9 protein-coding genes and 1 riboswitch are annotated in these 12,882 nt (G+C 66.4%); of the genes, 3 read left to right on the plus strand and 6 right to left on the minus strand.

Annotation, left to right across the window (positions count from 1 at the left end; genetic code table 11):
• From rpoD to FJX73_08925, 6 genes are all read right to left on the minus strand, one after another.
• Nucleotides 1-1,110: an RNA polymerase sigma factor RpoD gene (rpoD, locus tag FJX73_08900; GenBank protein MBM3470894.1), complete on the minus strand. Its 1,110-nt coding sequence runs from the start codon at nt 1,108-1,110 to the stop codon at nt 1-3.
• A 31-nt stretch (nt 1,111-1,141) separates the two neighbouring features.
• Nucleotides 1,142-2,905 (minus strand): DNA primase, encoded by a 1,764-nt coding sequence (locus FJX73_08905; GenBank protein MBM3470895.1) that lies wholly within the window; start codon nt 2,903-2,905, stop codon nt 1,142-1,144.
• 44 nt (nt 2,906-2,949) lie between these two features.
• Nucleotides 2,950-5,046, minus strand: a complete 2,097-nt coding sequence (fusA, locus tag FJX73_08910) for an elongation factor G (protein MBM3470896.1) — start codon at nt 5,044-5,046, stop codon at nt 2,950-2,952.
• Nucleotides 5,047-5,080: 34 nt separating this feature from the next.
• Nucleotides 5,081-6,064, minus strand: coding sequence for a D-2-hydroxyacid dehydrogenase (locus FJX73_08915; GenBank protein ID MBM3470897.1), 984 nt, complete (start codon nt 6,062-6,064; stop codon nt 5,081-5,083).
• Entirely contained in the window at nt 6,057-7,691 is a 1,635-nt protein-coding gene (gene lysS / locus FJX73_08920; GenBank protein ID MBM3470898.1) for a lysine--tRNA ligase, read from the minus strand. Before lysS ends, FJX73_08915 begins: the two co-directional genes overlap by 8 nt.
• Before the next feature lie 146 nt (nt 7,692-7,837).
• A complete protein-coding gene (locus tag FJX73_08925) occupies nt 7,838-8,110 on the minus strand; it encodes an HU family DNA-binding protein (GenBank protein ID MBM3470899.1) in 273 nt (90 codons plus the stop codon).
• Between the two features lie 212 nt (nt 8,111-8,322).
• A riboswitch (cyclic di-GMP riboswitch) is annotated at nt 8,323-8,402 on the plus strand.
• 12 nt (nt 8,403-8,414) lie between these two features.
• Between FJX73_08925 and FJX73_08930 the strand changes: the two genes are divergently transcribed.
• The 3 genes from FJX73_08930 (at nt 8,415) to FJX73_08940 (ending at nt 12,734) form a co-directional block, all read left to right on the plus strand.
• A complete protein-coding gene (locus FJX73_08930; protein MBM3470900.1) occupies nt 8,415-9,668 on the plus strand; it encodes a hypothetical protein in 1,254 nt (417 codons plus the stop codon).
• Nucleotides 9,669-9,771: 103 nt separating this feature from the next.
• Nucleotides 9,772-10,896 (plus strand): hypothetical protein, encoded by a 1,125-nt coding sequence (locus tag FJX73_08935; GenBank protein ID MBM3470901.1) that lies wholly within the window; start codon nt 9,772-9,774, stop codon nt 10,894-10,896.
• A 95-nt stretch (nt 10,897-10,991) separates the two neighbouring features.
• Nucleotides 10,992-12,734: a hypothetical protein gene (locus FJX73_08940; GenBank protein MBM3470902.1), complete on the plus strand. Its 1,743-nt coding sequence runs from the start codon at nt 10,992-10,994 to the stop codon at nt 12,732-12,734.
• Nucleotides 12,735-12,882 lie beyond the last annotated feature (148 nt).

Here is a 12,882-nt window from a genome sequence, read left to right on the forward strand (position 1 = left end):
CTACTCGATGAAGTCCTTCAGCCGCTTGCTGCGGCTGGGGTGTCGCAGCTTGCGTAGCGCCTTTGCCTCAATCTGCCGGATGCGCTCACGGGTGACCCCGAACTCCCGCCCCACCTCTTCCAGCGTGCGCGGCCGGCCGTCGTCCAGGCCGAACCTCAGTCTCAGCACCTTACGCTCGCGCGGGGTCAGGGTTTCAAGCACGCCCTCTAGCTGCTCCTTGAGCATCGTGAACGAGGCGGCCTCTGCCGGCGCCAGCGCGTCGTGGTCCTCGATGAAGTCGCCCAGGTGGCTGTCTTCCTCCTCGCCGATGGGCGTTTCTAGCGAGATCGGCTCCTGGGCGATCTTGTTGATCTCGCGCACCCGCTCCACCGACAGGCCCATCGCCGCGGAGATCTCCTCGGGGCTAGGCTCGCGCCCCAGTTCCTGCAACAGCTGCCGCGAGATGCGCACCAGCTTGTTGATGGTCTCGACCATATGAACCGGGATACGGATCGTCCGCGCCTGGTCGGCCAGCGCGCGTGTGATCGCCTGCCTGATCCACCAGGTGGCATATGTGCTGAACTTGTACCCCTTGCGCCAGTCGAACTTCTCGACGGCGCGGATCAGCCCCAGGTTGCCCTCCTGGATGAGGTCCAGGAACAGCATCCCCCGGCCCACGTATTTCTTGGCAATCGAGACAACTAGCCGAAGGTTGGCCTCGATCAGTCGCCGCTTGGCCTCCTCATCGCCTTTCTCCATCCGCTGCGCCAGCGAAACCTCTTGCGGCTGGGTGAGCAGCGATACCTTGCCGATCTCCTTGAGGTACATACGGACGGGATCGTCAATCGAGATCCCCTCCGGGGGCTTGATAGCGGACTCGGCCTCCTCCTCGACCTCGCGCTTCGGCCTGGCCTCGGCCTCCTTGGCGTCCTCCACTATCTCGATCCCCTGCTCTGCCAGGATCGCGTAGAGCCGGTCTACCTGGTCCACGTTCTGCTCTATCTCGGGGAACTGCTCGAGGATGTCGTCGTGCGTCAAGAACCCACGCTTGCGCCCGAGCTCAACGAGCGCCCGCAGCTCGGGCGTTAGCTCCTCGGTGCTCACCTGGACTTGCGGCTTCTTCTTCGCCATCCCCCAACCTGACTCGTTCCTGGCACGGCGTCTAGTTTCGCCGCCGCCCCGCCGTGATCAGCTCCGCGTAGGCAGCCTGGAGCCGTCGAAGCTCTGTCTCATCCCCGCACGCCTGGGCCGCCTGAAGGGCCACCCACAGTCGCTCTCGCTCAGCCGCCGCGGGGCTGGTGTGCACCAGGTAGCGCACTGCCTCGGCAGCGGCCCGGTCCTTGTCCCTCTCGGTCACCGGCGGCGGTTCAAACGCCAGCCGCACCAGCAGAACCGAAGCCGCGTCATCCAGCCCCTCGCGCAGCGTGCCTGCGTCCGCATCCGGCGACACCAGCAGTGCCGTCGCCAGAGCCCGGTGCGCCGGAACGGAAAACGCGTCGGCGTCCAGCACCCGGGCGATCTCCGTCCTGCGGCCCGGTTCCGCCACCATCAGGTGCAGCAGCAACCGCTCCGCTTCCTCCCGGGCCCGGTCGCCGCTCGGCGTCATCGCGCCCCGTTGCTGTGTGGGAGAGCGCCCTGACCGCTTGCGCGAGCGCAAGCGCTGGCGCAGGGCATCCTCGGGCACCGCAAACCGTCCGGCCAGCGCGCGCAGGTACTCTGCCGCACGAACCGGATTCGCGACCATCTGAATAACATCCAACATTTCGTCAACAAGCGCGAGTTTCCCTTCCCTCGTATCGGGATCATGGCGGAGAGCGGCGGCCTCGAGGCGGTACTCGAACATGGGGAGCGCACCGGCCAGCAGATGGCCGAATGCCTCGGCGCCATGGCGCCGCAAGTAGGCGTCGGGATCCTCGCCCGACGGCAGGACGGCGACGCGAACCGATACCTCCGCTTCCTCACACAGCGCCAGGCCGCGCTCGGCCGCCGCTGCTCCGGCCTGGTCCGGATCGTACATGAGCACGGCGCGCTGCGCGAACCGCCTGAGCAGGCCAACCTGATCGGCGGTAAGTGCGGTTCCTAGAGAAGCCACCGCATTGCAGAACCCAAACTGGTGGCAGGCCAGGACATCCATGTAGCCTTCCACCACGAGGACCTCTCCTCGCTCCCGAATCGCGTCGCGGGCAGGACCGAGCGCATAGAGCAACCTGCCCTTGGAGAACGCAGGGGTCTCCTTCGAGTTCAGGTACTTGGGTTCGGCGTCGTCAAGCGCGCGGCCGCCGAAGGCCACCACACGGTCCTGAAGGTCCAGGATCGGGAACATTAGGCGGTCGCGAAACACATCGTAGTACCCCCCGCTGGCCCGCGGTGCTGCGAGACCGGCCTGCTCCAGCAGCGCTGCCGGATAGCCCCGGGCCTGGAGCGCGACCAGCATGCCATCCCATCCCGGCGCCGCGTAGCCGAGGTGAAACGCACTGGCGATTTCCTCGCTCACCCCTCGCCGCGCCAGGTATGCCCGCGCCTTTCGCCCTGCCGAGGCAAGCATTGCCTGGAAGTGGTCGCGGGCGGCGTCCAGCGCGCGCAGGATCTGCTCCCGCTCCGACGCCCGCTGCGCGGCATCAGGCGAGGTTTCGACCTCAATGCCTGCCCGCCGGCCTAGCTCCGCCGCGGCCTCCATGAAGTTGAGGTTGGCGGAGCGCATCAAGAAGTCGAAGATGTCGCCGCCTGCGCCGCAGCCGAAGCAGTGAAACAGCCCCCGCTCAGGGTCTACGTGGAATGACGGCGTCTTCTCCTGGTGGAACGGGCAGAGCCCCTTGTAGTAACGGCCGGACTTCTTCAGCGAGGCATGGCTCGAGATCAGGGCGACGATGTCGGTCCGCCGCCTGATCTCCTCCTTGGTCTCACCCGCAATCCACCCGCGACTCATTGCCCTCCTGGGTCCTCATCCGCTCAACCCTCAAGTACCTGTCGTTATGCCCGGGGGCCCTCCGCCTCCTCCTTCTGGCGGCGGGCCTCGGCCACGAGCCGTTCAGCCACGTGACCGGGAACCGGATCGTAGTGGGAGAACGTGGCAGTAAACGAGCCGCGCCCTCCGGTAATAGATCGCAGATCCGAGGCATACCGCAGGACCTCTCCCTGGGGAACCTGGGCTTTCACGATCGTCGTGCCGTCTCCCTGCGATTCCATGCCGCTGATGCGGGCGCGCTTGGAGTTCAGATCGCCGATGATGTCGCCCATCAACGCCTCAGGGACGTGGACGGCCAGGTCCAGGATCGGCTCCAGCAGGGTCAACCCGGCCTGCGCCGCCGCCTCCTTGACCGCCAGCGCGCCAGCGAGCTGGAAGGCGATGTCCGATGAGTCCACATCGTGGTACTTCCCATCCACGAGCGTGACCCTGACATCCACTACCTGGTACCCGGCCAGGATGCCCTCCTCGAGTGCCTTGCGGGCACCCTTCTCGACCGAGGGGATGTACTGGTTGGGTATCGCTCCGCCGAAGATCTTGTCCACGAACTCAAACCCGCTGCCGCGCGGAAGCGGCTCCATCTCCACGAAGCACACCCCGTACTGCCCGCGTCCGCCGCTCTGCTTGACGTGCCGGCCCTGTGCCTTGCCTCGGCCCTTGACGGTCTCCCGGTAGGGCACACGCGGGGGCGCGAGCACCACGTCCACGCCAAACTTGCGCCGCAGCCGGTCGGCCATGATCTCCAGGTGGGACTCGCCCATGCCCGAGATCACGGTCTGCTTGAGCTCCGGATCGCGGCGGACGCTGAACGTTGGGTCCTCTTCTGCCAGGCGGTGCAGGGCGCTGCCCATCTTGTCCTCGTCGGCCTTGCTCTTGGGCTCGATCGCCATCGAGATCGCGGGCTGTGGAAACACCACCGGCGCCAGGCGGACCGGCGCATCCTTGGAGCACAGCGTGTCCCCGGTGGCGGTGTCGGCCAGCTTGGCCACGGCGCCGATGTCTCCCGGGCATACCTGCGGGGTGGCTTCCTGTTGCTTGCCGCGCAGATGATAGAGCTGGCCCACCCGTTCAGTCTTGTCGCGGGACGCGTTGAACACCTGGGAGTCCGACGCGAAGGTCCCGCCGTAGACGCGGAAGTACGACAGCCTGCCCACGTAGGGATCGGCCATGGTCTTGAACACCAGGGCGGCAAACGGACCTGCCTCGGACGGCTCAACAGGAACCTCTGATCCGTTTCGCGGGTGGGTGCCGGAGGCCGGGCCGCGGTGGGCCGGGGAGGGCAGGAGGTCAACGATCGCCGACAACACCTGGCCCACGCCAATCCGCCTGGTGGCGGAGGCGGGCATGGCAGGCACGATCTTGCCGGCACGGACCCCGGCGATCAGACCACGCCGGATCTCCTCGTCGCTCAACGCGCCTGCTTCCAGGTACTTCTCGAGAAGCGCATCGTCGCTCTCGGCGGCCAGCTCCATCAGCCGCTCGCGAGCGGCCGCCGCCTCCTCTTTCAGTTCGGCGGGCAGCTCCCGGACGGATTCTTGCCCGTCGCGCACGGTGTACGCCTTCATCGAGAGCACATCCGCTACCCCGCAGAGCCCTGCCTCCGCACCGATCGGCAGGAGCAGCGGGATGATCTGCCTCCCAAACCTGGCATTCAACCCTTCCATGGTCTGGGAGAAGCTGGCGTGCTCGCGGTCGAGACGGTTCACGACAACCATCCGGGCCAGGCCCTGCTCATTCGCACGCGCCCATGCCTGCTCGGTCTGCACCTCCACGCCGGCCCTTGCGTCCACGACCACCAGCGCGCCCTCGCAGACGCGCAGCGCGCCGACCATCTCGCCCGCGAAGTCCGGGTATCCAGGTGTGTCAATCAGGTTGACCTTGGCGCCCTCCCACTCCAGTGGGGCCAGCGATGCGTTGATGGTGTGCTTGCGCCTGATCTCCTCCGGATCGAAGTCCGTTGTGGTCGTGCCGTCGTCCACACGGCCCTGGCGATCTATGGCCCCCGTGCGAAAGAGCATCGCCTCCACCAGGGTAGTCTTGCCCGTTCCCCCGTGCCCGACGACGGCGATGTTCCTTATCTGGTCCGGACTGTAGCGCTTCAAGGTCATCCTCCTCCAATGATCGCCGTGCGAGCCGCTAGTAGCCCCGCTCGGCATCCACGACGTTGAGCATCGGCGCCCCGATCAGGTACCTGCGGAGATTCTCGCAGAACAGGGGAATCGCCCGGTCGAAGTAGGCCGGAGAGGCGCCTGAGACGTGCGGCGTTATGATAACGTTCTCCATGTCGTACAACGGGCTTTCCGGGGACAGAGGCTCGCGTTCAAAGACATCGAGGCCGGCGCCGGCGATCACTCCGCCACGCAGGGCCGCGATCAGCGCCTCCTCCACCACCACGGGACCGCGTCCCACGTTGATCAGCACGGCCGACCGCTTCATCAGCGAGAGGGCCCGGGCGTCGATCAGACCTCGGGTCTGGCGCGTGAGCGGAAGCAGCACCACCACGTAGTCTGCATCTCTCAGGACCTGGTCCGTACCCTCCGGCGGCAGGACGCGCTCCACGTAGGGCATCGCCTCCGGTATCCGCTTGGTTCCGATCACCCGCATGCCGAACGCCGAGGCCCGGCGCGACAGGGCGCGCCCGATGGCGCCCAGCCCCAGCACGCCCAGGACCTGGCCCTCGACCTCTCCGCCCACGCAGGCCGCCCTATCCCACCGGCGAACCGACTGGAGTCGGACGGCCACGTGCAGACGCCTGGAGAACGCCAGCACCAGGGCCATCACGTGCTCGGGCAGCACCGTGGAGTGAATCCCAACGCTGCTCGTTAGAATGACGCGTCCTTCAACCACGGCCGGGACCAGCAGCCCGTCCACTCCGGCGGCGGTGGCGTGGATCCAGCGTAGCCGCTCGGCCCGGTCCAGCACCGGTTGGGGGATCTGCCAGGCGACGATAACGTCGGCCTCCGCGGCCAGGGTTTGGGCGTGCTCGGGGCCGGTCGCGGCCATCACGCGGACGCGTGGATCCACGGCGCGGATCGCGTCAAGGTGACGTTCCTCCACCCTGGACAGCACCAGCACCGTCAGCGCGTCGGTGCTCACGATCGCGTACCTCTCCTCAGGCAACCGGGGCCTCGCCTGCCGGGGCGGAGGCCTCCAGCAGGCGGCAGATCACAAACTGCCTGTCGAGCGCCGCCAGGAACCATCCGGCCTGGGGACCCGACTCCTTGCCCAGAAACGCCAGATAGATAGCTCCGAACGCCGCCTTCGGCGCGAGCCCGAGCTCCCCCTTCATCGCGTGTATGGCCCCGTGCAGCGAGTCACCGTCCACCGCCTCCCTGACCAGAGGGACCAGGGCGGCCAGGAACGCGCGCTGCTCGGGCGAAAGCCCAGAAGCGGCCTGAGGCAAGGTCGTCTGAACCTCGAACCTGTAATCCTCGGGAGCGTAGGACTTCAGCCACCGGCGCACATCGGCAAGCCGTGCGGCCAGTTCGCGCCGGTCCTCCTCGGTCAGGGGGGCGTCCTTCCCGCGCTCGGCTTCCCTCTCCAAATCCGCGCTCGGGATCTGGCTCAGGTGGGCCACCCGGGTGAAGCGGAGGCGGAAGACGCCTGCCTGCGGCTCACAGGCGTGCGCGTAGTAGAAGGTCCGCGCGAGGTCAGGGTCATCTTCACGGCCTGCGTGCGCACGCGCCGCCCGATCGAACTCATCGTACAGCAGGGGTATCGTCTCCCCCGATGGGTCGAAATCCACGTGCTGACGGTAGTGAGGCCGGACCATGGTGAACCGGGCCAGCTCGGGCCGCAGGACCTCTGCGAACTCGACCGCGGCCATTCCCACCCCCTTGCTGGAGGCCATCTTCCGGCCGCCCACCAGGAACCACTCGTAGGGTATCGAGAACGGGCGCGGGGATCCGTAGACGGCTTCAACGATCGCGCCCGCCCGATCGAAGCTGCCTCCCCGGGTCATGTGGTCCTTTCCGGCGCCCTCCACGGTCACGCCTAAGACGTGCCACTTGGCCGCCCATTCGGTGACGTACTGAAGCTTGCCGCCCCCGCCGAAAGGCGAGCGCCGGCCCTCGTGCCCGCACCCCTGCGCCCAGGCCACCTTGTCCGGACGGCACGCGTAGGAAACCTGGTCGCCGTCCCAGCCGGTAACCACGGTGGTGCCGATCTTGCCGCAGGACTTGCATATGACCTGGAACGGATGGCGCTCGGCCTTCCGGCTCCCGCTGATCGCGCGGTCAATCTCGATGATCTCCTCCGCCCGGTCCAGCGCGATCCGGATCGCAGCGTCGAGCACCCCTGAGCCGTACAGCTCGCTCGTCCAGTAGATCCGGGGGGTTGCACCGAGCCGGGTGAAGACGCGTGTGAACTCGTCCGCGTAGTATCGCGCGAAGCTGGGCGCCTCGGCTGGATCAGGAGAAGGCACGTTGCACAGGGGCACGCCCAGGTAGGGCGCAAGGTCCTCGTGGCCGGCAGGCAGGCCGTCCATGGGATCGAGGTCGTCGTAGCCGTAGCGGAACTCAACGGACACGCCTCGGTCCCGCAGCGCGCGGGTCACGCAATCATGCAGGATCACGCCGCGCAGGGAGCCCACGTGGACGCGGCCCGACGGGCTCTTGGCGTCGTTGACAACGTGGCGCGGCTCAGCACGAGCCGCCAGGATCTCCTCGGCCAGAAGATCAACCCACACGGCAGGCCACTTCCTCCTCCGGCGCACAGCCGGGCATCGAACGCACCAGCAACCTAACAGGGGAAATGACTGGTACTGGCGATGCGCTGGACGTCATGGTTATCTTCGCGCCGGGGCCGGGGACTTCCTCCGAACAGCCATCCAGACAGGGACGGAACGGGCAGGCCGCCTACGGCGGCCTGCCCGCCGTCATCTAGGGTCCGGAGCTACTTGACCGCGGCCTTGAGATCCTTCCCAGCGGTGAACGCCGGCACCTTCTTGGCCGGGATCTTGATCTTGGCGCCGGTCTGCGGGTTGCGGCCCTCGCGCGCCTTCCGCTTGCGCACCAGGAAGGTGCCAAAGCCGACCAGGGTCACCTTCTCACCCTTGCGCAAGGCGCCGGTGATCAGATCCAGCGCCATGTTGAACACCTCGAGCGCGTTCTTCTTGGTGGCGCCCGTCTTGTCGGCGACCTTATCGATGAGCTGTTCCTTGTTCATTCGTCCCCTCCTCACGAACCCCAGATGTCGCACCGGCGCGGTGCGCCGCGATTCCGATTCTCGCAGACCCTACCGTATTCCTGCTTCCAGCCGCCCCGGGAACCGAAACCCGCATCCCGCACGGCGCGGGGACTATGGAGCCCACCTCTTGGGAAGAACACAAGGGAACGGGGTTCTTCCCATCCACGGGCCAAGCCGATAGCCGCCTGGCCCCTCGATAAGGGCAAACCCGTCGTGAGGCGGGGACGCAAAGCCGCGGGACCGGCCCAAACCGGTCAGCCGGGCTACCGAAAGGGGCGGGAGCATGAACCGAACCGGACAGCGCGGCCCCGGCTCACTGATCGCGCGCACGCTGTTGATAGCCGCCCTGCTTGCCACCACAATCCCGTCAGAGATCTCCGGAGCGACCGAGCCAATCACGCCGATCGCCATACTCCCGGACGATGACGAACCGGATCCCCAGGAGCAGGACCCAGGAGCCGTCGTGATCCAGCCTGCAGACACCGGGGAAGACGACGTTGGGCCTCCTCACAGGCGTGAGCCTGCAAGACAGCAACCAACCCCTGCAGCCACCTCCCTCCTGATCGGCGTCCAGAGCGACATCCAGCCGGACACGGAACCTGCGATCCGGCGGCGCGAAATCGCGCTGATGCAGAATGCCGGGATCGCATGGGTCCGCATCGTACTCAACTGGTACGCGGCCGAACCCAGCAAGGGCGAGTACAACGAGGAGTACCTGAAGGGTCTGGAGTCACTGGTTGACGAGATCCGCGGCGCCGGGATGCGCGTGATGCTACTCGTCCTCGCCACGCCTCCCTGGGCCAACCCCCGCGGATGGGACGCCCCGCCCCTGCGCATGCGCGACCTGGGCGACTTCGTAGGCTACGCCGTTCGCCGCTTCTCTTCGCGCGTCAAGCACTGGGAGATCTGGAACGAGCCCGACTGGCACGAGTTCTGGAAGCCCGTCCCAGACGTCCGCGGCTTCGTCGAGATGCTCCGGGAGGCATACACCAAGGGTAAGGCCGCCGACCCCCAGGCCACCTTCATCTCGGGCGGCCTCGCAGGCAACAATACCGGCTACCTACGACAGATGTATGCCCTGGGCGCCCAACCCTTCTTCGACGTCCTCGGCGTCCACCCATACGTCTTCCAGCGCAGCCCCGACGAGGTCCACCCCAACGTCCGCAACTCCTTCCACGGGCTGGGAGAGCTGCGTAAGATCATGGTCGCCAACGGCGACGGTGCCAAGCCCATCTGGATCACCGAGATGTCCTGGCCCACCAACCGCCGCGCTCCTGGCGCCACCGGCGATTGGGCTGAGGGCGTCAGCCACGCCACCCAGGCCGCCTACCTGTCGCGCGCATACGAGAAGATCGCAGCGGAGTATCCCTTCGTCCAGGTCGCCATGTGGTACAACCTCCGCGACAAGGGCACCAACCCCACCCTCGCCTACCACAACTACGGCCTCGTCCACCACAACTTCGAGCCCAAACCCGCCTTCTTCGCGCTGCAACGGCAGGCCCGGACCGCGGCCGCCCCGGTAGCTCCCAGGCCCTAGACAGCCACACGCTCGGCCGGCCCTCCCCCCGGGAGAAGGACCTCGCCCCGCGCACGTGGAATCGGCCTGGCAAGGTTCGTGAGGGGAGACGACGACAACCGGCATGCTCGTGCCGCACCCCAACAGAGATGGCTCTACGCGCGTGCCAGCCGCGGCTCAGCGGCGGGCAGCGATCAGCCGCCCGGCTGCGGGCAGCGTGGTCATCCCGCTCATCGCCGCCGTCATGGCACTGGCCGTGCAAGCCGGAAGCCCAGGGTACGCCGCGCCCGCAATTCCCATCTACGGCGTCCACAGCGACATCGAGCCGTTCACACCCCCTGCCTTTCGGCAGCGGGAGATCCGCCTGATGCGGGACGCCGGCGTGACCTGGGTGCGCCTGGGAATGAGCTGGAAAGCGGCCGAGCCCGTTCGGGGAAGGTACGACGAGTACTATCTCTCGGGCCTGGAGGCGGCCATTGACGAAATCCGGGCGGCGGGGATGCGTGTGTTCCTGCTGGTGTTGGTGACGCCCGAATGGGCAAATCCCGCCGGACCTGACTACCCGCCGCTGCGGATGCGAGACATGGGTGACTTCGTAGGCTATGCGGTCCGCCGCTTCTCCTCCCGCGTCAAGCACTGGGAAATATGGAACGAACCCGACTGGCACGTGTTCTGGAAGCCGGCACCGGATGCGGCCGCGTTCGCGAAGATGCTGAGGGAGGCGTACGTGCAGGGCAAGGCGGCCGACCCGCAGGCGGTGTTCATCTCAGGGGGGCTGGCAGGAAACAACGTGGAGTATCTGCGGCAGATGTATGCTCGGGGCGCCGGGCAGTACTTCGACGCGCTTGGCGTACATCCGTACGTTTTTCAGCGAAGCCCAGACCAGGTTCATCCGAACACGCGCCACTCGTTCCACGGCCTCGGAGAGCTGCGCAAGCTATTGGTGGCCAACGGGGGTAGTGGGAAGCCGATCTGGATCACGGAGATGTCATGGCCAACACACCGGCGGGCAGATGGGGCGACAGGGGATTGGGCGGAAGGGGTGGGGCTGGAGACCCAGGCGGCCTACCTGGTGAGGGCCTACCAGAAGATCCAGGCCGAGTATCCGTTCATCCCCGTGGCAACCTGGTACAAGCTTCGCGACAGCGGTCTGGATGCCACATACGTGGAGCACAACTGGGGGCTGGTCCGGCATGACTTCCAGCCCAAACCCGCCTACTTCGCCAAGCAGCAGTTGGCGCGGCAGTAGCAGAAGGAAGCCGCAGTAGTGTGCCTGATCCCGCACGATCCGGTTCCCGGGCACATGGCCGACCGGTTGGCGGCCGAGGCCCGCCGCACAGGGCAATGAGTCGCGGGTGGATTGCAGGTGAGATCGAAGAGGAGATCAGGCGGCGGACCGACATCGTCGCCATGGTCTCGGCCCATGCCTCGCTGAAGAAGTCCGGCCGTTGTTACAAAGGGCTCTGTCCATTCCACCAGGAGAAGACGCCGTCATTCCACGTGGACCCGGAGCGGGGGTTGTTTCGCTGCTTTGGCTGCGGCGCGGGCGGCGACGTCTTCGACTTCGCGATGCGCTCCGCCAACCTCACCTTCATGGAGGCCGCGGTAGAGCTGGGCCGGCGGGCCGGCGTCGAGGTCGAAACCTCGCCTGATGCCGCGCAGCGGGCTCCCGAGAGGGAGCATATTCTGCGCTCGCTGGCCGGACGATTTGCCCTGGGTCGGCTTGGCCTCGGAGCGCTGGTGATTCTCGCAGTCTTCTCTGCAGCGTGGGTTGAACCGGTCCGCGTGACCATTGTAGGGGAGCCGGGTCAGTACGAGTTGCGGGTCAACTACCGATCGTTCTATGTGAAGGGGGTCTCTTTTTCTCTCAACGAGGATCCGCTGCGATTCGATGAGCACCTCACGCCGGCCCGCCTCCACTACCACTTCAGACGTATCCGGCAGATGGGGGCTAACACAATCCGCCGCTACCACGATAACCCGGACACGCAGCTGGTACTGGACGAGGCCTCGCGTGCCAACCTCATGGTCATGCTGGGTATCTGGCTGGACCAAGACGTGGACTACCTGCGCGATGCGCAAAGACTGCAGGTGTACCGCGATCGCGTGCGCGACTGGGTATTGCGATACCGCGGGCACCCTGCCCTCCTAATGTGGGTTCTGGGCAATGAGACTTGGGGGCTGCTGAAGAAGGAGTTCCAGGACCCCCGAGAGCTGTTGCCAAGGCGGATCGCGTACTACCGGTTCGTCAACGAGCTGGCTCGCCTTGTGAAGTCGCTTGACCCGAACCATCCCATCATGACTGTGGATGAGCACGCACCAGACCTGTTCGAGACCCACCCGCGTGGCTTTCTGGGCATCGAAACCTCCATGGCCATGTTTCGCGATCTGGTTCCGGCAGTGGACGTGCTCGGCGTCAACAGCTACTTCCCGCAGGATATCTCCATCCTACAGCGGCTGGTCGTGCGTGCGCGGATCGGCCGGCCCTACCTCGTGTCCGAGTTCGGGCCGCCGGCGTACTGGGGCGTGCACTGGACCTGGGACGACATGGGCCTTCCCGTGGAGCCGACGGATTTGGTGAAGTCCCTCTCATACGTCGCGAACTGGAAGCACCACATCGAGGCGCACAGGGGCTGGAACCTCGGCGGCAACGCCTTCGTCTGGAAGGATAAGAACGAGGGCTCCTACACATGGTTTGGGCTGACCGACTCAAAGGACCGCCTGAAGCCCGCCTACTGGTCGCTCAGGGAGGCGTGGACAGGACAGCGTCAGCCTCCAACTCGACCCGTGGTCGTCGGGCTGGAGATAAACAAGCGGTGGATGCGCCCGGAGGAGTCCTTTGTCGTTCGAACGCGCCTGCTGCCGCACCTGAACCCGGAGAGCTTCCGCTACACGTACGTTGTGGGATCGGCAGCCATGACCCACGTGGCGGCGCAGTTCACGACCGAACTCCCCCGAGTATCCGTCCAGGCTCCTGGGACGCCGGATCTGTATCGTGTCTACGTGTATGTCACGACGCGGGACGACCGGTGGGTGAGCACGGGCAGCGCCACGTTCGGGGTCTACTTGCCGGCAGTGAAGCCCTAGTCTGGAGGACGAGCCAGTGATTATTGATCCTTGCCTAAGTAATGGTACACCTTAAAGCTCCAGCCCAGCCGCCCGGAAGAACGCCGCGAGGACGTGCCGCTGCCCCCGCGTGTGGGCGAGGGAGGTAAGCACGGCGTGTTCCAGCGCA

The sequence above is a fragment of the Armatimonadota bacterium genome (assembly GCA_016869025.1).
Taxonomy (GTDB): domain Bacteria; phylum Sysuimicrobiota; class Sysuimicrobiia; order Sysuimicrobiales; family Humicultoraceae; genus VGFA01.